Annotated in this window: 25 protein-coding genes; 19 read left to right on the top strand and 6 right to left on the bottom strand. The window is 58.4% G+C overall.

Features of this window, described 5'->3' with window-relative positions:
• Window position 1 precedes the first annotated feature (1 nt).
• Both JWS10_RS13280 and JWS10_RS13275 read right to left on the bottom strand, forming a co-directional pair.
• On the bottom strand, window positions 2-667 hold the full coding sequence (locus JWS10_RS13280) for a cytochrome b/b6 domain-containing protein (RefSeq protein ID WP_299508143.1): 666 nt from the start codon (window positions 665-667) through the stop codon (window positions 2-4).
• A complete protein-coding gene (locus JWS10_RS13275) occupies window positions 667-933 on the bottom strand; it encodes a PepSY domain-containing protein (protein WP_299508141.1) in 267 nt (88 codons plus the stop codon). The genes JWS10_RS13280 and JWS10_RS13275 overlap by 1 nt, the downstream gene beginning before the upstream one ends.
• A gap of 312 nt (window positions 934-1,245) precedes the next feature.
• On the opposite strand from JWS10_RS13275, the gene JWS10_RS13270 reads away from it, so the two are divergent.
• The 12 genes from JWS10_RS13270 (at window position 1,246) to JWS10_RS13215 (ending at window position 12,644) form a co-directional block, all read left to right on the top strand.
• Window positions 1,246-2,340: an AI-2E family transporter gene (locus tag JWS10_RS13270; protein WP_299475033.1), complete on the top strand. Its 1,095-nt coding sequence runs from the start codon at window positions 1,246-1,248 to the stop codon at window positions 2,338-2,340.
• Complete coding sequence (locus tag JWS10_RS13265) at window positions 2,337-3,008, top strand: chromosomal replication initiator DnaA (RefSeq protein ID WP_299475030.1); 672 nt, start codon at window positions 2,337-2,339, stop codon at window positions 3,006-3,008. Before JWS10_RS13270 ends, JWS10_RS13265 begins: the two co-directional genes overlap by 4 nt.
• Window positions 3,009-3,052: 44 nt before the next feature.
• A complete protein-coding gene (locus tag JWS10_RS13260; RefSeq protein ID WP_299475027.1) occupies window positions 3,053-5,215 on the top strand; it encodes an RNA degradosome polyphosphate kinase in 2,163 nt (720 codons plus the stop codon).
• 36 nt (window positions 5,216-5,251) lie between these two features.
• Window positions 5,252-6,787 carry a Ppx/GppA family phosphatase gene (locus JWS10_RS13255; protein WP_299475024.1) on the top strand — a complete coding sequence of 512 codons (1,536 nt, stop codon included), beginning with the start codon at window positions 5,252-5,254 and terminating at the stop codon, window positions 6,785-6,787.
• Window positions 6,784-7,401, top strand: coding sequence for a VOC family protein (locus JWS10_RS13250; RefSeq protein ID WP_366943542.1), 618 nt, complete (start codon window positions 6,784-6,786; stop codon window positions 7,399-7,401). The genes JWS10_RS13255 and JWS10_RS13250 overlap by 4 nt, the downstream gene beginning before the upstream one ends.
• Complete coding sequence (locus tag JWS10_RS13245; RefSeq protein ID WP_299508139.1) at window positions 7,398-7,871, top strand: GNAT family N-acetyltransferase; 474 nt, start codon at window positions 7,398-7,400, stop codon at window positions 7,869-7,871. The genes JWS10_RS13250 and JWS10_RS13245 overlap by 4 nt, the downstream gene beginning before the upstream one ends.
• A 31-nt stretch (window positions 7,872-7,902) precedes the next feature.
• Window positions 7,903-8,616: a molecular chaperone DjiA gene (locus JWS10_RS13240; RefSeq protein ID WP_299508137.1), complete on the top strand. Its 714-nt coding sequence runs from the start codon at window positions 7,903-7,905 to the stop codon at window positions 8,614-8,616.
• Between the two features lie 20 nt (window positions 8,617-8,636).
• Complete coding sequence (locus JWS10_RS13235) at window positions 8,637-9,710, top strand: endonuclease/exonuclease/phosphatase family protein (RefSeq protein ID WP_299508210.1); 1,074 nt, start codon at window positions 8,637-8,639, stop codon at window positions 9,708-9,710.
• A 6-nt stretch (window positions 9,711-9,716) separates the two neighbouring features.
• Entirely contained in the window at window positions 9,717-10,082 is a 366-nt protein-coding gene (locus JWS10_RS13230) for an AAA+ family ATPase (RefSeq protein WP_299508135.1), read from the top strand.
• Window positions 10,083-10,204: 122 nt separating this feature from the next.
• A complete protein-coding gene (locus JWS10_RS13225) occupies window positions 10,205-11,491 on the top strand; it encodes a lipoprotein-releasing ABC transporter permease subunit (protein ID WP_299508209.1) in 1,287 nt (428 codons plus the stop codon).
• Window positions 11,484-12,167, top strand: coding sequence for an ABC transporter ATP-binding protein (locus tag JWS10_RS13220; protein ID WP_299508133.1), 684 nt, complete (start codon window positions 11,484-11,486; stop codon window positions 12,165-12,167). Before JWS10_RS13225 ends, JWS10_RS13220 begins: the two co-directional genes overlap by 8 nt.
• Window positions 12,168-12,227: 60 nt before the next feature.
• A complete protein-coding gene (locus JWS10_RS13215) occupies window positions 12,228-12,644 on the top strand; it encodes a c-type cytochrome (RefSeq protein WP_299508131.1) in 417 nt (138 codons plus the stop codon).
• A gap of 149 nt (window positions 12,645-12,793) precedes the next feature.
• Here the strand turns inward: JWS10_RS13215 and JWS10_RS13210 are convergent, their stop codons facing one another.
• On the bottom strand, window positions 12,794-14,035 hold the full coding sequence (locus tag JWS10_RS13210) for an aminopeptidase (protein WP_299508207.1): 1,242 nt from the start codon (window positions 14,033-14,035) through the stop codon (window positions 12,794-12,796).
• A gap of 63 nt (window positions 14,036-14,098) precedes the next feature.
• Window positions 14,099-15,355, bottom strand: a complete 1,257-nt coding sequence (locus tag JWS10_RS13205) for a D-amino acid dehydrogenase (RefSeq protein WP_299508129.1) — start codon at window positions 15,353-15,355, stop codon at window positions 14,099-14,101.
• A gap of 480 nt (window positions 15,356-15,835) precedes the next feature.
• On the opposite strand from JWS10_RS13205, the gene JWS10_RS13200 reads away from it, so the two are divergent.
• From JWS10_RS13200 to JWS10_RS13185, 4 genes are all read left to right on the top strand, one after another.
• Window positions 15,836-16,960: an extracellular solute-binding protein gene (locus tag JWS10_RS13200; protein WP_299508127.1), complete on the top strand. Its 1,125-nt coding sequence runs from the start codon at window positions 15,836-15,838 to the stop codon at window positions 16,958-16,960.
• Window positions 16,961-17,072: 112 nt separating this feature from the next.
• A complete protein-coding gene (locus JWS10_RS13195) occupies window positions 17,073-18,155 on the top strand; it encodes an ABC transporter ATP-binding protein (RefSeq protein ID WP_299475004.1) in 1,083 nt (360 codons plus the stop codon).
• Window position 18,156: 1 nt separating this feature from the next.
• Window positions 18,157-19,080 carry an ABC transporter permease gene (locus JWS10_RS13190; RefSeq protein WP_299475002.1) on the top strand — a complete coding sequence of 308 codons (924 nt, stop codon included), beginning with the start codon at window positions 18,157-18,159 and terminating at the stop codon, window positions 19,078-19,080.
• 12 nt (window positions 19,081-19,092) lie between these two features.
• On the top strand, window positions 19,093-19,965 hold the full coding sequence (locus JWS10_RS13185) for an ABC transporter permease (protein ID WP_299508125.1): 873 nt from the start codon (window positions 19,093-19,095) through the stop codon (window positions 19,963-19,965).
• 214 nt (window positions 19,966-20,179) lie between these two features.
• On the opposite strand, the gene JWS10_RS13180 is transcribed toward JWS10_RS13185, so the two are convergent.
• The gene (locus JWS10_RS13180; RefSeq protein ID WP_299508123.1) at window positions 20,180-21,415 is read right to left on the bottom strand and encodes an acyl-CoA dehydrogenase; all 1,236 of its coding nucleotides are present in this window, start codon (window positions 21,413-21,415) and stop codon (window positions 20,180-20,182) included.
• Window positions 21,416-21,506: 91 nt separating this feature from the next.
• Between JWS10_RS13180 and JWS10_RS13175 the strand changes: the two genes are divergently transcribed.
• Together JWS10_RS13175 and JWS10_RS13170 are read left to right on the top strand one after the other, a co-directional pair.
• Entirely contained in the window at window positions 21,507-22,391 is an 885-nt protein-coding gene (locus JWS10_RS13175; protein WP_299508121.1) for a LysR family transcriptional regulator, read from the top strand.
• A 128-nt stretch (window positions 22,392-22,519) separates the two neighbouring features.
• Window positions 22,520-23,905, top strand: a complete 1,386-nt coding sequence (locus JWS10_RS13170; RefSeq protein WP_299508120.1) for an FAD-dependent oxidoreductase — start codon at window positions 22,520-22,522, stop codon at window positions 23,903-23,905.
• Between the two features lie 13 nt (window positions 23,906-23,918).
• On the opposite strand, the gene yghX is transcribed toward JWS10_RS13170, so the two are convergent.
• Window positions 23,919-24,806 (bottom strand): YghX family hydrolase, encoded by an 888-nt coding sequence (gene yghX / locus JWS10_RS13165; protein WP_299508093.1) that lies wholly within the window; start codon window positions 24,804-24,806, stop codon window positions 23,919-23,921.
• 288 nt (window positions 24,807-25,094) lie between these two features.
• Here yghX and nrdR point away from each other — a divergent pair, with 288 nt between their 5' ends.
• Window positions 25,095-25,562, top strand: coding sequence for a transcriptional regulator NrdR (gene nrdR, locus JWS10_RS13160; protein ID WP_299474984.1), 468 nt, complete (start codon window positions 25,095-25,097; stop codon window positions 25,560-25,562).
• Window positions 25,563-25,576: the final 14 nt, after the last annotated feature.

The raw sequence follows: 25,576 nt of genomic DNA, 5'->3' as shown, positions 1-25,576 counted from the left end.
GCTACTTCCCCAATTTTCCGTTCAGCGCAGCTTGGTCTTTGCGGCGCCCCATTAGCATCGCCGGAACCAGATTGTGCCGCATTATCATACTTTCGACCACAACGCCGCCGATATGCAGCGCCACCAGCAGCAAGATCAGATTTGCGGTGGTCTCGTGCACATCTTTCACCCAGCCGTCAGCTTCATCCTCGCCCGCGTCGCCGGTTTTCACAAGTTGCGACCAGTCGCCTTGGTCGATGATCGCTTGGCGCGCGGCCACCGCAAACGGGTTGGCACCGGACATGCTCAGACCCGTCGCGACCATGATCCCGATGCAGGCCCATAAAGCGTAAGCCATCATCGCGCCTGCCGGGTTATGGCTGGCGTAACTGCGCGGTTTGCCGATCAGCAGCAGTTTCAGGTGGCGCAGGGCAGCGAGCGGGTTGGGCGGAAACGCCGAAAATCGCGCCTCGGGGTTGCCGATGATGCCCCAAGCTAGCCGCAGCACAAGCAGGGCAAGCCCACCCCAGCCAAACCAGACATGCAGCGGGCTGCCGCCTTTGGTAAACACCTCGTTGGCCAGAATGACGACGACGATGCCCCAGTGGCTGAGCCGCACAATGCGGTCCCACAGGGCAGGGGGGCGCGGGGTTGGGGGGCGAGCGCCCCCCATTGCTGTTTCGGCCATCAATCGTTGCTCTCTTTGATCGAAACAACCGCGCCATTGGCTGGGTCAATAGCGACATCCATTTTCTTGGCGGTCGCGGTATCGGTGCAGACGGCTTCGATTTTGCCGTCTTCGGCCTCAAACATATCAACCGGACAGCCAGCCTTCTCCAGCGCGGCTTTGACGGTTTCAGCGTTGGACCCGACGATATCGCCGACAGCGGGCATCGCCAAGCCGGCAAAAGGGGTGGCGAGCAGGGCGAGGGTCAGAAGCAATGTGCGAGACATTTTGTGTTCCTTTAAGGAGGCCCCGATTTCGGTAGCCTTGGGTTAGTGGGCGAGCTGCCATTCAGCCCGTCGCAGCGTTAAGATGGCGGCGGGCTTGACCTGAACTGGCCGGCTTTAAGCGGCAATTCTATTGGCTTCGGGCTTAGTTTCGCGGGCATAAGCAGCTGCTTATGGGCCGTTTCAAAGCTTTTCGCAGGGATATTGTCGGTTTTCGCGGTGATTGCGCCCCCGATCTCTCATCCTCTCGCGCCTATCTCTTGCAACGTCAGCGTCCAGAGGCGATATGTCGGGCGAGTTAAAAGGGGCGATCAAATGGCACTTCCGGTGCGCGAGCAGGTGAAATACTGGTGCATCGCTTTGGTGGTGCTGTTTTTGCTACTGATGCTTTTAGGCTCGGTGATACTGCCGTTTCTGGTCGGCGGGGCTATGGCTTATTTCCTTGATCCCGTGGCGGATCGGTTGCAGCGACTGGGACTTTCCCGTGTGGCTGCCACCACGGTGATCACGCTGGTCGGCCTGCTTGCGATGGTTTTGTTGGTGTTGTCGGTTATCCCCACGCTGATCCAGCAAACCTCGGCCCTGATCAACGCGGCACCCGAGATTGCGCGGCGGCTGCAGGGCTTTATGATTGAGAAATTCCCCGAACTTACCGACAGCACCTCGACCATGCGAACCACTTTGGCCGAAATTGGTGCGGCTATTCAGGCCAAGGGCGCGGCTTTGGCGCAGGGGGTTTTGACCTCGGCTTTAAGCTTGCTGTCGGCGGTGGTGTTCATCGTCGTGGTGCCGGTGGTGACGTTTTACATGCTGCTCGACTGGGATCATATGGTGGCACGGATTGACGCGATGTTGCCGCGCGATCATGCCCCGGTGGTGCGCCGGTTGGCCCGCGAGATCAATGACGCTTTGTCGGCCTTCGTGCGCGGCCAGCTTACGGTTTGCGTGACGTTGGGCGCGTATTATGCCACCGGGCTGATGCTGGTGGGCTTGCAGTTTGGGCTGGTGGTGGGGGCGATTGCCGGGGCGATCACCTTTATTCCCTATGTCGGTGCGCTGCTGGGTGGAGCGTTGGCGATTGGGCTGGCGCTGTTTCAGTTTTGGGGCGATTGGGTGTCGATTGGGCTGGTGGCGGGGGTTTTTGCCGTTGGGCAGTTCCTTGAAGGCAATGTTCTGACGCCGAAACTGGTCGGCAAGTCGGTGGGCTTGCATCCGGTTTGGCTGATGTTCGCGCTGTCGGTGTTCGGGTCTTTGTTCGGCTTTGTCGGCATGTTGGTGGCGGTTCCAGTGGCAGCAGCGATGGGCGTGCTGATCCGGTTTGCGATGGCGCAATATCAGGCAAGCGTTTTGTATCAAGGTGTTACCGGTCCAAATGCGGTGGATCGGGTGGTTGATGAGGATGTTCGGTGAGCCGTCAACTTGCTTTTGATTTGCCAAGCGGCGAGGCGTTTCGGCGGGCAGATTTCTTCGTGTCTGAAGCCAATAAACAAGCTTTGACAGCGGTTGAGGCGTGGCGCGATTGGCCGGAGGGCAAGTTGCTGCTGGTTGGGCCGGAAGGTGCGGGCAAAACCCATCTCGCGCATGTTTGGGCTGAAATGGCGGGGGCTGAGGTGGTCTCAGCCGCCAAATTGATAGACGCCGACCTGCACGATCTGGCTGAAGGTCCGGTGGCCATTGAGAACGCGGATCGGATTGCGGGGGATGCAGAGGCCGAGGTGGCGCTGTTCCATCTGCACAATCTGCTCGCGGGGAAGGGGTTGCTGGTGACGGCGACCACTCCGCCGCGCGATTGGGGGCTGCGGCTGCCGGATCTGCTCAGCCGGATGCAGGCGGCGAGCGTGGCGCAGCTTGATCCGCCCGATGATATGCTACTGTCGGCGGTGCTGATCAAGCTGTTCGCCGACCGTCAGATCGTGGTGGCACCGAACCTGATCAGCTTTTTGGTGTCGCGGATGGACCGGTCTTTTGCCGCGGCGCGCGAATGGGTGAAGTTTCTCGATGCCCGCGCGCTTGCGCTCGGCCGACCGATCTCACGGGCATTGGCCGCCGAGGTGCTGGACTTGCCCGATGGTCGGTGAGACAGTGTCACCTTGCTGTTACGCCCTAGTTGCATGAAGGCCCGATGACCCAATCTGACTTTCTCAAAACCCCGTTCGCAGCACCCGTTGAGGTGCCCGAGGCTGAAATCACCGGCCCGCGTCGGTTTTTCAACCGTGAGCTCAGCTGGCTGGCGTTCAACTGGCGGGTGCTCGATGAAGCCTCGAACCCGGCAGTGCCTTTGCTGGAACGGCTTCGGTTTTTGTCGATCTCGGCCACCAACCTCGATGAATTTTACACCGTGCGGGTGGCGGGCTTGCGGGCTTGGATGCGGGCGAAAAACAAGACTTTGTCCGAGGATGGCCGCACCGCTGCCGAGCAGTTGACGCTGATCCACGCCAATGCGCGGCGCTTGATGCACACCCAGCAGGCGGTGTTCAACAAGCTGAAAAAGCAGATGGACGTGCAGGGGATCACCTTGCTGACGCGGTCTAAGCTCACGATGCGCGATCTTAAGTTTCTGGAAGATCACTTTCTGAACAAGGTGTTCCCGGTTTTGTCACCCTTGGCGATTGACCCGGCGCATCCGTTTCCGTTCATCCCAAACGCCGGATTTTCGCTGGCGTTGCAACTGGAGCGCGAGACCGATCATCGCACGCTGCAGGCGCTGTTGCCGATCCCGCAGCAGATCGCGCGGTTTGTGCGACTGCCAGATAAAGATGGTGAATATCGGTTTTTGCCGCTGGAAGAACTGCTGCTAATCCATCTCGACATGCTGTTCCCGGGCTATAAAGACCGGGGCCACTGTCTGTTCCGCGTGCTGCGCGACAGCGATCTTGAGGTTGAAGACGAGGCCGAAGATCTGGTGCGCGAATTTGAAACGGCGCTGAAAAGGCGCAGGCGCGGTGAGGTTATTCGCCTGAAGCTCTCGTCAGGTGCGCCGCCTGAGTTGCGCGCGTTGATCATGGAAGAATTGGGCGTCACGCCCGATGAAATGGTAGAGGTGCGCGGGCTTTTGGGCGTCGCTGATCTCAAGGAACTGGTGCTGTCACAGCGTCCAGATCTGTTGTGGCCACGCTTCAAACCGCGTGTGCCAGAGCGGGTGGAAGACCACGACGGCGATCTGTTTGCCGCAATCAAGCAGAAAGACATTCTGCTGCATCACCCCTACGAAACCTTTGATTTGGTTATCAATTATCTCGAACAAGCCGCGCGCGACCCGAATGTTTTGGCGATCAAACAGACGCTATATCGCACCTCGTGGGACAGCCCGATTGTTGCTGCTTTGTGTGAAGCGGCCGAGGCTGGCAAGTCGGTGACGGCACTGGTGGAGCTGAAAGCGCGGTTTGATGAGGCGGCGAATATCCGTCAGTCACGCCGGTTGGAACGTGCCGGCGCGCATGTGGTTTACGGGTTTATGAATTACAAAACCCACGCCAAAATCAGCACGGTTGTGCGGCGTGAGGGCGAAAATCTGGTGACCTACACGCATTATGGCACCGGAAATTACCATCCGATAACTGCGAAAGTGTATACCGACCTCAGCTTTTTCACCTGTGACGCCGCCTTGGGGCGTGATGCGACGCGGGTGTTCAACTATCTGTCGGGCTATGTGGAGCCTCAAGGTCTTGAAAACCTTGCGATTTCTCCGTTTACGTTGAAGTCGCGACTGCTAGAGATGATCGCGGCAGAGGCGGTCCATGCGCAAGCGGGGCGGCCTGCGGAGATCTGGGGCAAGGTTAATTCGCTGATCGACCCCGACGTGATTGACGCGTTTTATGCGGCCTCAAAAGCCGGGGTAAAGATCAGCCTGATCATTCGCGGCATTTGCGGAGTTCGCCCTGGAATCAAGGGCTTGTCAGAGAACATTCGCGTGAAATCCATCGTCGGGCGGTTCTTGGAACACAGCCGGATTGTCTGCTTTGGCAACGGTTATGGCCTGCCGTCAAAACAGGCACGGGTGTTCATATCCTCAGCTGATTGGATGGGCCGCAACCTGACGCGCAGGGTCGAGACGCTGGTCGAAATCCACAACCCGACGGTGCAGGCGCAAATTGTTGGGCAGATCATGGCCGCAAATTTGGCCGATGAAACACAATCCTGGGTGTTGCAGCCGGGCGGCGCGTACAAGCGGGAGCATCCGCCAGTGGACGGCAACGCGTTCAACTGTCACCGTTTCTTTATGGAGAATCCCTCGCTGTCAGGTCGTGGCACGGCTGGCGCGAAAGACGTGCGTAAACTCGCCTAAGGGCTTGATATTGCTAAATACCTGAACGGAAAAACGATGATTGACGAGCATGACGACGACCATGGGCCGTTTGGCCGCCCGCTATTTGATGACCCTTCGGCGCGCGCGCTGAGCCGCGTTGGGGTGGTGGATGTCGGCTCAAACTCGGTGCGGATGGTGGTGTTTGACGGTGCTGCGCGGTCGCCCGCGTATTTTTACAACGAAAAACTGATGTGCGGCTTGGGTAAAGGACTGGCGGAAACCGGCAGGCTGAACCCCTCGGGGCGCAAGCGGGCGCTGGTGGCGCTGAAGAGATTTTCGTTGCTGGCCAAGAGCATGGGCATTGAGACCCTGACGGTGGTCGGCACGGCTGCGGCGCGCGAGGCCGAGGATGGTCCCGAATTTCAGGCTGAGGTTTTGGCGCAGACCGGTCTGAAAATCTGGGTGGTCGATGGTGACGAAGAAGCCCGCTTGTCGGCGCAAGGCGTGCTTTTGGGTTGGCCCGAGGCTCGGGGGATTGTCTGCGATATCGGCGGCAACTCGATGGAATTGGCGAAAATCGGCGGCGGCACCGTCGGTCAACGCGTCTCGACGCCGCTCGGGCCGTTCCGGTTGCAGCAGGTGTCTGATAACCCCAAAAAGCGCGTGGCGCATATTGAACGCATCCTGAAAGATTGTCAGGCGCAGCTTAATTCCGAAGGTGAGCGGATCTATTTGGTTGGCGGCTCGTGGCGGGTGATCGCTCGGCTGGATATGGAACGCCGCGCCTATCCGCTGACAGTTTTGCACGAATATCGTATGCTTCCCAAGGACTTACTGGAAACGCTCGATTGGATTGCCGCCAACGATCTGGGCCAGTTGCGCAGCAAAACCGGCACCTCAGTGGAGCGGATGGAGCTGGTGCCGCTGGCCTGCGAAGTGCTGCGCGAGTTGATCAAGATACTGAAGCCGTCGGAAATTGACGTCTCGGCTTATGGTATCCGCGAGGGGCTTTTGTTCGAGCAGATGCCGGAAAAACTGCGCGCGCGCGATCCGCTGATTGAAGCGGCCCGGATGGCAGAGCAGATTTCGTCGCGGATACCCGGCTTCGGCAAAAAACTGTTTGAGTTTTTGCTGCCGCTTTACCCGGAGGTCAGCGAGGAGCGTCTGCGGCTGATCAAAACGGCGTGTCTTCTGCATGACACGACGTGGCGCGCGCATCCCGATTACCGGGCTGAGGCGTGTTTTGACAACGCCACGCGGGCGAATTTGGGCGGTTTGGACCATCCGGGACGGGTGTTTTTGGGGCTGGCCTTGCTGCACCGCTATAAAAACAACCGCTCTGGCTCGCGGATGGAGCCGCTGTTTACGCTGCTGAGCGATGAAGAATTGCTCGCCGCCGAGGTGTTGGGCAAGGCGATGCGGTTCGGCGCGATGTTTTCGGTGGGCGATCCGGGGCGAGCGGGGCAACTGGTCTGGCAACCGAAGCCGAAACTGCTGGAACTGAACCTGACAGAAGAAGGTCGCGACTTGTTCGGCGAGGTGGCCGAGGCGCGGTTTAACTCGTTGGCGCAAGCGTTGAAGGCGCAGACGCGGTTGGGAGAGATGGCATGATGCTGCGGTTTGATCATCTTGCGGTGTCGGCTTTAACCTTGGCGGAAGGCGTCGAAGCGGTGGAAACCGCGTTGGGGGTAGGGCTCGCAGGCGGTGGTCAGCACCCCCATATGGCCACGCATAATCGGCTGTTGGGCTTGGGTGATCTGTACCTAGAGGTGATCGCGGCGGACCCTGCGCAGCAAGCGCCGGTTTGGCCGCGATGGTTCGATTTAGACAACTTTTCGAAGAAGCCGAGGCTGACAAACTGGGTTGTATGTTGTGATAGTATAAGTGATGCCGTGGCGGTTAGCCCCGATGGCGCAGGGATTCCGGTGGCCTTGCAGCGTGGCGATTACCGCTGGCAGATGGCGGTGCCTGCCAATGGCAAGCTGCCGTTTGACGGCTGTTTTCCGGCGCTGATTGAGTGGGGCGGTACGTTGCATCCGGCGCAGGCTTTGCCGGAAAGTCGCGTGCGATTGGAGTTGTTAGAGATAGCGCATCCGGAGGCGGCTGCGCTGAATGCTGCGCTTGCAGGGTTGTTTGCCGATCCTCGGGTGGTGATTGTGCAAGGCGCGGCGAAGGCGATGCGGGCGCGTTTCAGCACCCCACATGGGACGCGCGTGCTGGAATGATCCGGGCGGCACAGGCTGCGGATGCGACGGCTTTGGTGGCTATTTGGAACCCTTGGATCCGGGATACCGCGATTACGTTTAACAGTCAGGAGAAGACTGCAGCCGACGTGGTGGCGATGATTGCAGAGCGGCCGTGCGTCCTGGTTTACATCAACAACGGTGTGCAAGGCTTTGCAACTTATAGCCAATTTCGCAGTGGCCCGGGGTATACGACCTGCATGGAACACTCGGTGATATTAGCCCCGACCGCGCGCGGCAGGGGTGTCGGGCGGGCGCTTATGGCGGCGATTGAAGCCCATGCGAAGGCTGCCGGGGTGCATCAGATGATCGCGGGCGTGTCGGGCGAAAACCCCGAGGGGCGGCGGTTCCACGCGGGGCTTGGTTATCACGAGATTGCGATTATTCGCGATGCGGGCTTCAAATTCGGCCGATTTATGGATCTTGTGCTGATGCAGAAATTCCTGTCCTGACAGTACCATTGCAACAGGTTACTCTATACCCATGTCGATCTGGACCCGCATCTCCGAAGCCATTGCCACTCTTGCCTCGGGCGAGGGGTTGGCGGCTGTTTTCGACCGTCTGCGCGGCGGTGCTGCACCTGAGCGGTCAGTCGGATTTACCATCGCGGTGATCGCTTTAGGCGCCAAGATGGCGAAGGCGGATGGTCAAGTTACCAAGGATGAGGTTGCGACGTTCCGGCGGATATTTTCGATCTCAAAAGCCGAAGAAGCTAATGCTGCACATGTGTACAACTTGGCGCGGCAGGATGTGGCGGGCTATGATGCGTATGCCCGCAAGGTTGCGGCATTGTTCAATAAACCGGGATTGCCGCTGTGTTCGGATGACCGCAATGTGCTGATCGACATTCTGGAAGGGCTGTTTCATATCGCGATGGCGGATGGCAGCTATCATCCGGCCGAAGATGCATTTTTGCGCGATGTGGCGCAGATTTTCGGGCTGGATGATCGCTGTTTTAGGGTGCTGCGCGGGCGTTTTGTCGATGGTGCGCCGCGTGATCCCTACGAGGTTTTGGGGATTCCGCAGCAGGCCAGTCTCGACGATGCGCGGAATGCATGGCGGGCGGCGGTGAAGGACAGCCACCCCGATGTGATGATCGCGCGCGGGGTTCCGGCCGAGGCGGTGCAGCTGGCGACGCGCAGGTTGATCGCGATTAATGCCGCGTGGCACGAGATTCAGTCCAAGGTCGCAGCGTGAAGGAAGCGCCGCCGTCCGAAGTGAAAACCGATCAGCTTAGTCGCGATCCGTCGAAACCCGAGCATCTTCGGCTCGCCTGTTACAATGTCGAATGGTTCAACGCTCTGTTCGATGATCGCGGGCGATTGTTGGACGATGATGGCCCTTCGGCGCGTTATCAGGTCAACCGGGGCAAGCAGTTGGCGGCTTTGGGCGTGGTGTTCAACGCGCTGGACGCCGATGCGGTAATGATTATCGAAGCGCCGGACACCAATGCCCACAGGTCTACCGTGACCGCGCTAGAGGCTTTTGCCGCGAAATATGGTTTGCGGACGCGGCGGGCGATGATCGGCTATACCTCTGATACGGAACAGGAAATCGCGTTTCTATACGACCCTGACAAGCTGTCCGCCCAGCACGATCCTTTGGGCGATCCGGCGCCAAGCCACGGCGCGCCGGGGGCTCCGCGCTTTGACAGCCAGTTGCGGTTGGATTTGAACGGCGACGGTATTGACGATCTGGTGCGGTTCTCAAAACCACCGTTAGAACTCGCGGTGACGACCGCGGGTGGCCACAAATTGCGGTTAATTGGGGTCCACGCCAAGTCGAAAGCCCCGCATGGAGCCACAAATGACGCCGCCTATAAGCGGATTTCGATAGAAAACCGTCGCAAGCAGTTGGCGGAATGTCTTTGGCTGCGCGCTCGGGTGGATCGGCAGTTGGCGGCAGGCGACAGCGTGATTGTGCTCGGTGATTTCAACGACGGGCCGGGTTTGGACGAGTTTGAAAAGCTATTCGGTCGCTCGGGGATTGAGATTGTGCTAGGGCAGGGCAGTGATCGCGTGCCGCTGCATGATCCGAATGCCGAGATGGCGTTGAATGAAACCAATGCCTTAGCGCCCAGCACGGCGCGGTTTTGGCTGCAACCACAGCAACGGTTGTTTGAAGCTTTGCTCGATTTCATCATGGTCTCGCCCGATCTGGCGGCCATGAAACCGAGTTGGCGGATTTGGCATCCGTTCAATGATCCCGGCGTTCTGGCCGCCCCCGGTCTGTCGGATGCGCTGCTTTCCGCCTCGGATCACTTCCCGGTGACGCTGGATCTGGCTTTGTGATTTGAAATGCCACGTGGTTCTGCGCATAGTTTCCGCATGAAGCACCTGTGCCTTGCCCTATTGCTGCTCGCGACGCCCATCGCGGCTCAAACGCCGGACAATTCCGACGCCGATAGGGGGCTGAATTTGATGCAAGAGGGCGCGAAGTTGCTTTTCAATCATCTGCTTGGGCAGGTGGAGCCAAACCTGCAAGACATGGCAGACGCGCTGAAAGAGGTGCAGCCGAAACTGATGGAAATTCTGCAAATGATGGATGATTTGCAGAATTATCATGCGCCGGAAAAGCTGCCGAATGGCGATATTATCCTGCGGCGGAAGACTCCGGCAGAGTTGAAGCTGCAAGAATTGCCGGGGCCGCAGACCGATCTGTGACATGGGCTGAGCCAGATGCTGGCCGATTTTAAACCCGCAGGCTGGCCGAAATTGTCTCACACAAGCGTTCCTTGACCCTGCGGCTTTCTCGTTGCACTTTGGCGCGAAAAAGAAAGAGCAGCATCTTGGCCTCGACCCGCCCCTTCTCCCGCTTTGAATTTATGATTGCCTGGCGCTATTTGCGCGCAAAACGTGCCGAAGGGGGCGTGTCGGTGATGACTTGGATCAGCCTGATCGGCATCACTTTGGCGGTGTTTGCGCTGATCGTGACGCTGGCGGTGCGCTCGGGGTTTCGCACCGAATTGGTGTCAACTTTCCTTGGATCGAACGCGCATGTGACGGTGTATTCGGCGGGTCATGTCGATGCGGAAGGCCAGATGGTGAAGGGCTTCGCCGATTACGATGCGATTGCGAAGAAGCTTGGCGCGATCCCCGGCGTGACGGAAGCCGCTCCGCAGATCAAAGGTCAGGTGATGCTGACGGCGGGTGAGGGTTCCAGCGGGGCTGAGGTGTTCGGTCTGCGGTTGGCCGATCTGCGCCGCATCCCCCGCATTGGCGATGGCGCGGATGCCTATGGAAACCTTGATGATTTTGACCAAGGCATTGCGATTGGCTCAGGTTTGGCGCGGACTTTGGGCGTGACGGTGGGCGACAAATTGCGGGTGATTTCGCCTACCGGAGTGAAATCTCCGTTCGGTTCCAGCCCAAGGGTTAACGCCTATCCGGTGGTTTATGTGTTCACCTCGGGCAATTATCTGATCGACCAAAGTCGGATGTATATGCCGTTTGACGAAGCGCAATCGTTCTTTAACCGTGAAAATCTCGCCGATGAGTTTGAGGTTATGGTTAAGGAACCTGAGCAAATTGACAGCTACCGCGATGCTGTGATGGGGGCTGGCGGGCAGGATGCGATGCTGTGGACGTGGATGGATTCTGCCGGAAGCTACCTGAACGCGCTGAAGATTGAGGACAATGTGATGTTCCTGATCATGTCGATTCTGGTGCTGATCTCGACGCTGAACATCATTTCGGGCTTGATTATGCTGGTGAAAAACAAGGGCCGCGATATTGGGATTTTGCGCACAATGGGGCTGACAGAAGGCTCAATCCTGCGAATTTTCTTCATCTGTGGCGCGTTTACCGGTGTGGTCGGCACGTTTCTGGGCGTGATCATCGGCTGCCTGTTTGCCACCTATATTGATGACGTGGTCGGGCTGATCAATCTGGTGACGGGCGGCGATGTCTGGGATCCGTCGATCCGTGGGATTTACGCGCTACCTGCCGAGTTGAAGCTGGGCGATGTGGCCTCAGCGATGGCGCTGTCGCTGGGGCTGTCGTTCATCGTGACGATTTTCCCGGCGCGGCGTGCGGCCCGAATGAACCCGGTGGAGGCGCTGCGTTATGAGTGATTTTGCGCTGGAACTGGCGGGCATTGAGAAATGCTATAACCGTGGTAAGCCCTCGGAAGTTTATGTGCTGCATGGTGCAACTTTGGAGGTGAAACGCGGTGAGGTGGTGGCTTTGGTCGCCCCTTCAGGTGCCGGAAAATCGACGCTGCTGCATATCGCGGGGCTGCTCGATACGCCCGACGAAGGCTCGGTCGCCCTGGGCGGGCGCAATATGGTGGGTTTGGGCGACAAGGCGCGGACCGAGGCGCGGCGCAATGATGTCGGCTTCATTTACCAGTTTCACCACCTGCTGCCCGAGTTTACCGCGATGGAAAACGTGGTTATTCCGCAGCTTGCCAATGGGGTACCGAAGGCTGAGGCCGAAGTCCGCGCGCGTGATCTGCTGGCGCATGTCGGCGTGTCGCCGCGGGCAAATCACCGTCCGGCGGCGCTTTCGGGGGGCGAGCAACAGCGTGTCGCGTTCTGTCGCGCGCTGGCGAACCAGCCGAAACTTCTGCTGGCGGATGAGCCGACGGGCAACCTTGACCCCGCCACCTCGGATCAGGTGTTCGGCGCGCTGATGGCTCTGGTGCGCGAAACCGGTCTCGCAGCCCTGATCGCCACGCATAATATGGAGCTTGCCGCCCGGATGGACCGTGTGGTGCGGCTGGACAAGGGCCGGGTTGTGACGTCCTGATGCAAGCTTGGGCCCGCATCCCGCAAACGTGCAGGAAACGCCAACGATCAGGAGAATACCATGCGCACACGAGTTAACTTGACGGCGCTCGGGCTTTCGGCTGCTGTGCTGGCCGCTTGCGTCGGGCTTGGCAAAGCGCCGGAGAAAACCAGCGGTGCGGATGATTACGCGAATTACTGCGCGGCCTGTCATGGAGCGTCGGGCAAAGGCGATGGCGAGGCCGCTGCCGGGCTGGCGAAGAAACCCGCCGATCTGAGCAAGCTTGCGGCGCGCAACAAGGGCGCGTTCCCGACCACAAAAGTCATGGCGCAAATCTGGGGCTATGCTGGCAAAAAGGGTGAGGGCGTGATGCCGGATTTTGCGCCGCTGCTGGAAGGTGACACCGTGCCTTATGATGGCGGCGACGGCATTGCGACGCCAACGCCGATCCGATTGGTGGAACTTGCCGAATATCTCAAAACGTTACAGGTCAAGTAATTCACTCGCTTGGCGCCAACTGCTAGGCATTTGATTAAAATTTGCTTTCGCATTGGCTTAAATATCCCACGGGGGTCAGGTCACATTGGCTTAGAGCCAATGTGACTTTGGAGGTGTGAAACCCCCAGCGCTGGCCCCAAGCGCGGCTTTCAAGCCCATTCACCCCCTCGAAACACCGCTTCCGACACTCCATCCGCGCCAATCCCGTCAATATCCACCAACCCCGAGCCGATCATCCAATCGACATGGATCATGCTGGAGTTGCCGCCCTGCGCCGCGATAGCTTCGGGCGAAAGCGTGGCACCATCCAGAAAACATTTCGCATAGCACTGACCCAAAGCGATGTGGCACGCGGCATTTTCGTCGAACAGCGTGTTGTAGAACAACAGGCCCGACTGAGAAATTGGCGAGCTGTGCGGCACCAAGGCCACCTCGCCCAACCGCCGCGCGCCTTCATCTGAATCGATCAGCTTTTGCAGCACAGCCTCACCCTTGCTGGCTTTGGCCTCGACAATCCGGCCCGCTTCAAACCGCACTTGGATATTCTCAATCAGCGTGCCTTGATGCGCCAAGGGCTTGGTGGCGCTGACAAATCCGTCCACCCGCAGCGCATGCGGCGTGGTGAAAACTTCCTCAGTCGGGATGTTGGCGTTGCAGGTCACGCCGTTTTTCGCCGTCGATGCGCCGCCTTGCCATTCATGGCCATCAGCCAGACCAACTGTCAGATCCGTCCCCGGCCCGGTAAAGCGCAGGGCGGCAAAGCGCTTGCCGTTCAGCCATTTGGTGCGGGCGCGTAAAGCTGCGTTATGGCTCGCCCAAGCTGCCACCGGGTCGGCTTGATCGACGCGGGAGGCGGCGAAAATTGCCTCGGCCAAGCGGTGCACGGCGGCATCGGGCGCAAGATCAGGGAAAATCTGCCGAGCCCAAGCCTCACCCGGATAGGAGCAGATCGACCAGTTGATATCAAAGCCCGCGATCTTAGCCAAAGCCGGTTGATAGGCCAAAGAATTCGCCTTGCCTGCGCGGGCGACCTTGGCTGGGTCTTCATTGGCGAGCAGCATCGGATTGTCACCGACAATCGCCATCCGCGCTGCACCGTTAGCGAACGCTTCCGCCATGCCGTTATACAGCCAGCTCGGCGCGGTATCGAAACTCGCGTCCTGCCCGTGTTGATAGCGCGCCAAAGCAATCGCCTCGTCCGCGAAAATCGGCGTCACCACGCCCGCGCCTGCACGATAAGCGGCGGCTGCAATCAGGCGCACCAAGGGCAGGGCGGTCATCGGGGCCGTCAGAATCAAATCCTGCCCCGGCTGCAACGCCACACCGACATTCACCGCCACTTCGGCCAGTTTCGCCAGCTTTACCGGATCAATCACCGCACCAGTTGCCATATCCATCGCCGCCATCCTTGCCAGTTTCGCCCGACCATAGCGGGCAGCGGTGCAGGGTCAACGTCAAGCTTGGTAGCGCGCATATCCCAGATCGGCGGTCTCAATATCCGGCGCATGACCCGAGATCAGGTCGGCCAGCACCCGGGCCGAGCCTGTCGCCATCGTCCAGCCCAATGTGCCGTGGCCAGTGTTGAGATACAGGTTGGAAATCGGCGAGCGGCCCAAGATCGGCGTGCCATCCGGCGTCATGGGACGTAAGCCACACCAGAAACTCGCGCGGCTTTGATCGCCCGCGCCACCGAACAAATCTTCCACCGAATGCACCAGAGTATCGCGGCGCTTTTGGTGCAGGCTCATATCGAAGCCCGCAATCTCGGCCATGCCACCGACTCGGATACGGTCGCCAAGCCGGGTGATGGCGATCTTATACGTCTCATCCATCACGGTTGATTCGGGGGCGCGGGTCTCGTCAATGATCGGCACGGTGATCGAATAGCCCTTCACCGGATAAACCGGCAGTTTGATGCCCAAAGGTGCTGCGAGGAGCGGCGAGTACGACCCCAAGGCCAGCACGAAAGCGTCAGCGGTCAAGCGACCTTCCGAGGTGTGAACGGCTGCGATGCGGCCACTCTCAGCCTCAAGCCGATCAATCCGCACGCCGTAGCGGAACGTAACACCCGCCGCGATCGCCATGTCTTGCAGCGTGTTGGTGAACTTGAAGCAATCGCCGGTTTCATCCCCCGGCAGTCGCAAACCACCCGCGATAGCATCACGACGTGGTGCCAGACCGGGTTCTGCGGCAATGCAGCCATCGGCATCCAGCACCTCAAACGGCACGCCGTCGGCCTTTAACACCTTGATGTCTTTGTAAGCGCCATCCACCTGCTTTTGGGTGCGGAACAGTTGCAACGTGCCTTGCATCCGCTCGTCATAGCCAATGCCAGTATCAACCCGCAAAGCCATCAGGCAATCGCGGCTGTATTCGGCCAGCCGCACCATCCGGCTTTTGTTCACCCCGTAAGCCGCCGACGTGCAGTTCATCAGCATACGGATCACCCACGACACCTTGGCGAGATCGGGGATCGGCTGGATGATCAGCGGCGCGTGGCGCATGAACAGCCATTTCATCGCCTTCGCAGGGATACCGGGGGCGGCCCAAGGGCTTGCATAACCGGGGCTAATCTCACCGGCGTTGGCATAACTCGTCTCTAACGCTGGGCCCGGCTGGCGATCAATCACCGTCACCTCATGCCCGGCTTTCGCCAAATACCACGCCGAGGTTACGCCGATAACACCTGCACCAAGAATGACAATCTTCATTTACAACCCCGAATTGTGCCCGCTGTTTGCTTCGCTCTAGCTTAGCGCAATGCGGTGAAAGGAGTTTGTAAAGATGACGAAACATGCGACGAAAAGTCGAAGATTATTCGAAGATTTGGCGATGAGATGAAATCTTGAGCGATAAATAAACGCTTGCCACGTATAATAAATCTTTTGCTCGCATATTATTGGCAGGTATCGCCAAAGATTTTGCCTGCTGGCGGTGCTGTAAACAGCAAGGCCATTCTGCGCCGCTGCCCGATTTGCAAGCATTTGCCTGCCAAGCCCGCAACTTGCGCGGTTTCTTGATCCGCCGATCAACAACAGTTGTTGACTCGCCACCCCTGCACTGGAGTAGATTTGGCGCAGGACTGCTGCCGCTGTCATATGGATACACACGGCAACACGACTCGTTACAAAGATGCGCTCAAAGCATCTGCTGCCATCCGTTAACAGCGGATCAACACCAGGGAGACTTTCGTGAACAAACACACCTCATTTAACCGCCGCAGCTTTCTAAAGTCGTCGGCCGTTGGCGTGGGCGCACTGGCTGCCCCCGCGATCATATCCTCCAAGGCGCTGGCCTCGTCGGGCGAGCTGAACTTCACCGGCTGGGCCGGTTATGACAAACTGGCGGCCGAAGTGTTTCCGGCCTTCACCACGGCCACCGGCATCAAAGTGAACTTCAAAGAACTTCCCGACCAGGACACCATGTTCGGTGAAGCCAAAGTCGCGCTGGAAGCTGGCGGCATGGACGTGACCGAGCCGACGATTGAACGCGTTGGCGCTTGGAACTCCAATGGTCTCATCGCTGCTTGGGATCCGGCCAAACTCGCGATGGACAACTATTTGCCGGGTCTGGCAGACGGCGCTGCGGGCGAACGTTCGCGCATCGACGGCAAGCTTTACTATGTGCCTTCGAACTGGGGCACTGAATCGCTGGTCTACAACAAAGAGAGCGCCAAACTCGGTGAGCCGCCAACTCTGGGCGCGCTGTTCGATCCGGCAAACCAAGTTGTGCTGCGCCCACATTCGGCACTGGCTGCAATGGGTCGCTGGCTCGATGCTAACGGCAAGCTGCCGCGTCCGTGGACCGATGGCTATTCTGACATGGGCGCTATGGCCGAACTTTGGGACATCGCTCTGGCTGAAGCCGTCAAAGCCAAAGGCAACGTGGTTCAGTGGTGGTCGGGCGAGAATGAAGCCAACGCAGGCTTCACCGCAAACGGCGCGACTGTTGGTCTTTGCTGGGATTCGACCGGCTTCAACCTGCGCAATGATGGCTACGGCTATATCGCTCCGGTTGAAGGCGCGTTTGCTTGGCACCAAGGTTTCGTGCTGCTGAAAAACGCCGTCAACGTCGATCAGGCGCATGAATTTGCCAAATGGGTTTCGACCCCGGACGGTGCTGCGATGTGGGCAACCGCCTTCTCGTCGAACCCGGTTGGCAAAGGCGCGTCCGAGAAGATGGACCCAGATGTCGCGACCTATTACAACAGCACCTTCAACGACGAGGCGCTGGCGAAGCTTTGGTGGTGGCCAACGCAATCAGCAGAATTCCTGACCAAGCGTGCGGAATATGCTGACAAATACAAGGCCGCGTAAGCGATCATCCTGACACTGACGCCGGGTCCGCAGGGGCCCGGCGTTGATATTTTCTAGTTGCCCAATGGCCTTAAGGCCGCATAACAAAATATATCAGGGGGAAAGACGATCCATGAGTGCTGGGATTGATCTTGAAAATGTCAGCTGCGACTTTGGCAGCTTCCGCGCGGTTGATAACGCCAATGTGGCGATCAGACCCGGCGAGTTTTTCTCGTTCCTCGGGCCATCCGGCTGCGGGAAGACCACGATTCTGCGGATGATCTCGGGCTTTATCGAGCCGACGCAGGGCACCATCAAAATCGGTGACAAGGATATGAAGGGCCAACGCCCTAATCAGCGCCCGACCGCGCTGATCTTCCAGAACCTCGCGCTGTTCCCGCTGATGCCGATCTGGGAAAACATCTCGTTCGGTCTGGAAGTGCGCGGCGTTGATAAAGCGACCCGCCGCGCCAAGGCGCAGGCATTGCTCGAGATGGTCGATCTGCCGGGCGCGGCTGACAAAATGGTCAGCCAGCTGTCGGGCGGCCAGAAACAGCGCGTGGCGATTGCCCGGGCTTTGGCGGTTGAGCCGAAAGTCATGCTGCTGGACGAGCCGCTGTCGGCGCTCGACCTGAAGCTGCGCCAGCACATGCGGGCAGAGTTGCGGGCGATCCAAAAGCGCACTGGCGTCACGTTCATCTACATCACCCACGATCAGGGCGAAGCGCTTGCCATGTCGGATCGTGTTGGCGTGATGAGCCAAGGCCGCATCCAACAAGTCGCCGACCCGCGTGAGATTTACAACAACCCGGTCAATGGCTTTGTGGCAAGTTTTGTAGGCGAAAACAACATCTTCGCGGGCTCTGTCACCAACGCATCTGACGGTATGTCTGGCTTTGAAACCGCCCATGGCGCGCTTCGTGCGCGTTTGGGCGCTTTGGCAAAGGGCAGCAATATCAAACTTTACGTCCGCCCCGAGCATACGATTTTATCTGAAACGGCTGCGGCTGAAAACTCGATCCCGGTGACGGTGTCAGAAGTTTCGTTCGAGGGCGCGTTCATCTCGGTGCTTTCAAAAACCGCCAGTGGCCAGACGGTTGTGGCCGAGTTGCGCAATGATGGCTCGGCCACTGTGCCCGATATCGGCGCGGCGCGGTTTGCGCATTTCAATGCGAGCCACGCGTCGATCCTTCCCGACGCCGCAACGGGGGTCTGAAATGGGTGATATGATCCGCCGCTACGGTCCGGGATTGACCCTGCTGGTCTGTCTTTTGACCGCGTTTTGGCTGGTGATGCTGGTGATTGTGCCCAACATGACCCTGCTGGAAAGCTCGTTTCGCCCGTATCTGCCCGTTACCGAAATTGGCGGCCCGCGTGATGTTTACACCTTCACCAACTACCTGAAAGTCTTCAACGGCGACATAGAGCTTTCGCCGTTCGGCTTCACCTTTCATCTGCCGGTGCATGTGCTGACCTTCTCGCTGACGCTCTTTTACTCGGTGGTCGTCACGCTGATCTGCTTTGCTTTGGCCTATCCGCTGTCGTATTTCATGGCGAAAATCCTCAGCCCGCGCTCGCTCCCGACGATGTTTTTGCTGCTGTTCGTGCCGCTGTGGGTGTCAGAGGTTTTGCGGGCTTTCGCATGGTGGATGATACTGGCGCTGAAGGGCCCGCTGTCGTGGCTGCTGATGCAGCTGCACCTGATCGACCATGAGGTGCGCTGGATTGTCGGCTATAACGGCGTGATGATCGGTTTGGTCTATACCTATGTTTTGTTTATGATCTTCCCGGTTTACAACGCGATTTCGTCGCTCGATTCCAACCAGATTGAGGCCGCCGAAGATTTGGGCGCGCCGTGGTGGCGTATCCATTTGCGCATCGTTTTGCCACATGCCAAACCCGGCATCGCATCGGGTGCGGTGATGGTGTTCATGCTGTCGGCGGGCTCGCTGCTGGTGCCGTCGATCCTTGGGTCCACCACTTCGCAATGGTTCACCCAGACCGTGCAGCAATGGATGCTGGATGCGCTGGATTGGAACACCGCTGCGGCTTACGCCTTCTTGCTTTTGATGATGTGCACCTTGTTCGTCAGTTTGGTGATGAAGATTTTCCGCGTCAAACTGTCCGACATTGCGAATTGAGCGAGGGATAACATGCACAAAATTCGCCAAACCCTCGCCCGCGTTTATGCCGCAGCGTTCATCCTTTACATGCTGCTGCCGTTGGTCATCATGTCTGCGGCGGCCTTCAACAACACCGACAAAATCCCGGCTATCGTGCCGTGGAAGGGCGTCACAACCAAATGGTTCGCGGCACTTTGGGCCGATGATCGGATGTGGCACGCCTTTCAAAACACCATTCTCGTCGCCATCGCGGTCAGCGTGATTGCGGTGATTGTGGGCACAGCGGCGGCGATCCTGATTAACTCGGTCTCGGGCAATCTGCGCGCGGCTTTGTATGGCACGATGATTTCAACCATTCTGATCCCCGGCGCTGTGATTGGGATTTCCACCATGATCATGTGGACCAAGATCGGCAACGCCTTGGACAGTGAGTTCATTTTGTTCAATCCCGGTCTGCACCTATCGGTGCTGGGGCAGGTCAGCTACATCGCCGCTATCGTGATGCTGCTGGTGCTGGCAAGGCTGCAAAGTTTTGATCAAGGGCTAGAGGAAGCCGCACTTGATCTGGGTGCTACCCATGCGCAAGTGATGCGCCGCATCCTGTTGCCGCATCTCTATCCGGCGATCGGGGCAGGGGCGGCGGTGTCGTTCTTCCAGTCGATTGAGAACTTCAACGTCACCCAGTTTACCCGGGGCGGCGCGGATACGCTGACGATCTACGTGTTCTCCAAGGTGCGCTCTGGCATCAGCCCGACGATCAATGCGCTGGCGTTTTTGCTGATCATCGTAACGCTCGCGATGGCGATCCTGTATGAGATCAAACGCCGTCGCAACGCGAGCGTCGAAGCCGCACGCGAGGCAGAAGCCCGTCGCGCCGCAGTTTTGGAAGAAGCGATTATCTAAGTCGGTTAGGCCGAAACACCAAAAAGGCCCGGAGCGATCCGGGCCTTTTTCTGTGCTCAAACGGTTGGCATCTGTTAACCAAGGTAAAGCCACCGCAGTCTATGGCCGTTTTCCATACTAAAAATGGCCGGTTTATGGGTCGTTCATCTTTCGTTAATTTGAGACGTTAACGCGGCGATCCCATTACAAAACCTCATAGCCTGCCGCAGCGCCCTTAGAAGAACGCCTGCAACCCCGTAATCGCCCGCCCCAAAATCAGCGCATGTACGTCATGGGTGCCCTCATAGGTGTTCACCGTCTCAAGGTTCACCATGTGCCGCATGATCTGGTAATCTTCCTGAATGCCGTTGCCGCCATGCATATCCCGCGCCCAACGTGCCGCATCCAAAGCCTTGCCACAGTTGTTGCGCTTGATGATTGAGATCATTTCAGGTGCCGCATTGGCCTCATCCAACAACCGCCCGACCCGCAAAGACGCCTGCATTCCAAGGCTAATTTCGGTCATCATATTCGCCAGTTTCAGCTGATAAAGCTGAGTCTGCGCCAAGGGTTTACCGAACTGCTTGCGGTCCAAGCCATATTGCCGAGCCGCTCCCATGCAGAACTCCGCAGCGCCCAAAACGCCCCAGGAAATACCATAGCGCGCCCGGTTCAAACAACCAAACGGCCCCTTAAGCCCTTCAACATGCGGCAATAAAGCGTCGTCACCGACTTCAACGTCCTTCATCACAATCTCGCCGGTGACAGAAGCCCGCAACGAAAGTTTCCCACCGATTTTCGGCGCAGAAAGACCCGTCATGCCCTTCTCCAGCACGAAGCCCTTGATCTTGCCGCCATGCGCTTCCGACTTGGCCCAGACCACGAACACATCCGCAATCGGTGAGTTCGAGATCCACATCTTCGCGCCGTTCAGCACGTAACCATTGGCGGTTTTCTTCGCCACGGTCTTCATCCCCGCCGGGTCAGAGCCTGCATCTGGCTCGGTCAAACCAAAGCAACCGATCCACTCGCCTGACGACAGCTTCGGCAAAAATTTCATCCGCTGCGCCTCGGTGCCGTAAGCGTAAATCGGATACATCACCAGGCTAGATTGCACCGACATCATCGAACGATAGCCCGAATCAACGCGCTCAACTTCCCGCGCGATCAAACCGTAAGCAACGTAAGACGCGCCTAAGCCGCCATATTGTTCCGGCACGGTGACGCCGAGCAGGCCCATCTCGCCCATCTCACGGAAGATCGCAGGGTCGGTGGACTCGTCACGATATGCAGCAATTACACGGGGTTGCAGTTTTTCCTGCGCATAAGCCCGCGCGCCGTCGCGCAGCATCCGCTCCTCCTCGGTCAACTGATCTTCCATGCGGAACGGGTCTTGCCAATCAAACCGCCCCAAATCCGGCGCGTCTTTGGCTTTCAGTTCTGGTTTGTTGGCGAGATTGTCATTCGGCATCACGTGATCTCCTATGGTTTACCGATTATATTGCACAGACCCCGCAAAAAGCCTAACGAGGTTCTGGCAACAATACATGAGGAAACCTCATATGCTATCGCGCCGCTATCTACCCTCCATGCCATCCTTGCTCGCACTAGAAGCAGTAGATCGCACCGGCTCAGCCTCCGCTGCGGCGGCGGAACTGAACCTTACCCAAGGCGCAATTTCCCGGCAGTTGCAGGTACTTGAAGGCCAGTTGGGCCTGTCGCTGATCATCCGCGATAAGCAGCGTTTACGGTTGACCGCTGCGGCGCAAGACTATTGCCGTGAAATCCGTCGCGCCTTGCAAGCGTTAAGCCAAGCCAGCCTGACTTTGCGTGCTAACCCCAATGGCGGCACGCTTAATCTCGCGATTTTGCCAGCTTTTGGAATGCACTGGCTCGCCCCCCGCCTGGCCCGGTTCGCCGCCCAACACCCCGAGGTGACGGTGAATCTTTCGACCCGGCTGAGGCCGTTCGACTTTGCCAATAGCCATTTTGACGCTGCTATCCATTATGGTCGGCAGGATTGGCCCGGCGTCGATTACTTACCGCTCATGGCGGAGGAGTTATTGGCGGTGGCCGCCCCCGACTTGCTGAAAGCGCCGTTGAGCGCAGCGAATGAGATTCTCTCATATCCGCTGCTGCAACTTGAAAGCCGTACCGGCGATTGGGGGCGCTGGCTGGCGCATCATGGCCATCCCAACCAACGTCCGCCCGCCATGCTGTTTGACCAGTTCGCCACCATGGCGCAGGGGGCGATTCATGGCCTTGGCGTCGCTTTGTTGCCGGTGTTTCTGATCGAACGTGAGCTTGCAGAGCACCGCCTAGTTCCGGCTTTCGGTCCGCCGATCCCCTCACTCGGCAGTTATTATCTGGTTTGGCCCAAGGACGCCGCAAGCCGCGCACCGCTAACCTCGTTCCGAAACTGGATCACCGCCGAGCGAGACGCCTAAAAGCTAAATCCAGCTGTCATCCTTTTGGCTCAAATATCTTGGAGGGGTAAGTCCGCAGGCCAAGGGGCGAGCCCCCTTGCATTTGATCAAACGCCCCGCCACTCTGCCCGAAACAAAAGGGGCCCCATATGCAACCCAATCACATTGGCGACGTGTCATTCTGGTATGCCGACATCGGCCTGGCAAAAACCCGGCGCCCGAGTTTGACGGAAAATACCACCGCAGACGTGGCGATCATCGGCGCGGGTTTTACCGGCTTGTGGACCGCTTATTATCTGAAAAGGGCCAACCCGCAGCTTAATGTTCTGGTGATCGAGAAAGAATTCGCCGGCTTTGGGGCTTCGGGTCGCAACGGCGGCTGGTGTATGGGCACCTTCGCGTGGAATCATGAAGCCTATGCCCGCGCCACCAGCCGTGAGGCTGTGCTGGAAATGGTGCGTGAATTAGAGACCACCGTGCCGGAAATCATCCGGGTTTGCGCCGAGCAAGGCATCGACGCTGACATCATCCCGGCCGAAGAATTGATGATCGCGACAAACCCGGCGCAGTTGCAGCGCATGCGCGAATCCATCGCGCATCACCGGCACTGGGGTAACGGCCACCGCGTTCGCGAGTTGTCGGCTGCCGAGGTTAAGCAGCGCATCACCGCGCCGAACGTGTTGGGCGCAATGGTTGTGTCCGGCATGGCGCGGATTCAGCCCGCGAAATTGGTGCGCGGTTTGGCTGACGCTTGTGAGCGGATGGGTGTAAGGATTGCCGAGGCGACGGAAGTTCTGAGCTACGACCAAGGCGAGGTTATTACCGCCAAATCGGTGGTAAAGGCGCCAATCATCCTGCGATGCACCGAGGGTTTCACGGCCAGTTTGCCCGGTCACAAACGGGAGTGGCTGCCGCTGAACTCGGCGCAGATCGCCACCGTGCCGCTGCCGCCGGAGGTGTGGGAGAAAATCGGTTGGCATGGCCATGAGTTGATCGGCGACCTGAACAACGCCTATTGCTATTGCCAGCGCACGCGCGAGGGTCGCATCACCGTCGGCGCGCGCGGCGTGCCGTATAAGTATGCCAGCCAAATGGATAAAAATGGCGAGCCTGATGCCGAAACTATCCGCCGTTTGACCGAAGTTTTGCACACGCATTTCCCCGAAGCCGCAAATTACCCGATCGACCATGCCTGGTGCGGCGTCATTGCGGTGCCGCGCGATTGGTGCGCGACGGTCGGTCTGGACCTCAAAACCGGCTTGGGCTGGGCGGGCGGTTATGTCGGCACGGGCGTGTCCACGGCCAATTTGGCAGGCCGCACGCTTGCCGATTTGGCGTTGAAACGCGATACTGCGATTGCCAAATTTCCATGGGTTAACCGCCGTGTCCGGCAATGGGAGCCTGAACCGTTCCGTTGGTTCGGCGTGCATCTGATGTACAAATTGCTAAGGATTGCCGACAAGCGGGAGGCCAAGCTGGGCATCCCGCCGTCGAAATTCGCCGCGTTCGGCAATTGGTTAACCGGGAGGCACTAAGGGCTAGCGCCGCTCAAACCAGATTGGCGCGGAAGAAGTCCAACGTCCGCTGCCATGCCAATTCCGCCGCCGCCTCATCGTAGCGCGGTGTCGAATCGTTGTGGAAGCCGTGATTAACGCCCTTGTAGATAAACGCCTCATACTTGGTGCCAGCGGCTTTCAGCGCGGCCTCGTAGGCGGGCCAACCTTCGTTAACGCGGGTGTCCAGTTCGGCATAATGCAGCAATAACGGAGCTTTGATCTTCGCGACATCCTCGGGCTTCGGCTGCATTCCGTAGAATGGCACCGCGCCACCAAGTTCGGGATAGGCCACCGCGGCTGCATTCGACACACCGCCGCCATAGCAAAAACCGGTGATGCCGACCCGACCGGTTGATGCCTCATGCGCCATCATCCACTCAATCCCGGCGAAGAAATCGTTCATCAGTTTGGTGGGATCAACTGTGGCCTGCAAAGTTTTGCCGTCCTCATCATTGCCGGGATAGCCGCCAACGCTGGTCAAACCATCGGGGGCGAGCGCCAGAAAACCGGCCTTTGCAAGCCTGCGCGCGACGTCCTCAATGTATGGATTGAGACCGCGATTTTCATGCACCACGACCACGGCGGGCAGTTTACCAGTCGCTGCCGTTGGCTTCACCAAATAGCCGCGCACCTCGCCATTGCCGTTCGGGGAGGGATAGGTGACGTAATCGGCGACAATATCCGGGTCGTTGAAGCTAACCTGCTCGGCCAAAGCGTAATTCGGCGACATCATCCCCAGCAGCGCCGCAGCAGTCAGACCGCCGATTGTGAATTTGCCAGCCTTGTCCAGAAATTCGCGCTTTGAAATCCGGCCGTGGGCGTAGAAATCGTACAGTTGCAACAACTCTGGGCTGAAATCTTTTGCAGTCATTCGGGTCATACAAGCCTCCATTATTTTGCAGGCACTAAGGTAGTATAGACCGCCGCAGCACCTCGCTCACGCTTGCGTGAACCTGCAAAAACTTGGCAATATATTGCTCGTTCGGCTGTGCGGTGACGTCTAACCTAAACTCAAATGAGTCCTGCCCGCCACAGTCGCCACCCTATATGCAGTATAAGCGATCCGCCCCCTATGCGAAGGCTGGACAAAAGCGCTAGGGTCTGTGGCATAACTCGGCAGCATAGCCGGGACCGAGGCAGTAACAAATAACAAGCAAGGAGGGAGCCGATGCGCTGCCCATTCTGCGGAAACGTCGATACGCAAGTCAAGGATAGTCGGCCTGCGGAGGATCATGTCTCGATCCGCCGTCGTCGGTTTTGCCCGGCTTGCGGTGGACGATTTACCACATATGAACGCGTGCAATTGCGCGATCTGGTCGTCGTAAAAACCTCTGGCAAGCGTGAGGATTTTGATCGCACCAAGCTGGAACGCTCCATCCGTATCGCGATGCAAAAACGCCCGATTGATCCTGAACGGATTGACCAAATGATTTCCGGCATCGTGCGGCGCTTGGAATCTTTGGGCGATACCGACATCTCATCGAAGGTAATCGGTGAGATCGTGATGGAGTCTCTGGCACGGATCGACACGGTGGCTTACGTGCGTTTTGCCAGCGTTTACAAGAACTTCCAAGCTGCGGATGATTTTGACCGCTTCGTGTCCGAACTCCGCCCCGGCACATCAGCCGAGGAGTGAGCGATACCGAACAT

Source organism: Cypionkella sp., from assembly GCF_028290025.1.
Taxonomy (GTDB): Bacteria; Pseudomonadota; Alphaproteobacteria; order Rhodobacterales; family Rhodobacteraceae; genus Cypionkella.
The sequence above is the reverse complement of the archived record's forward strand: the minus strand, read 5'-3'. Positions and strand labels throughout refer to the sequence as shown.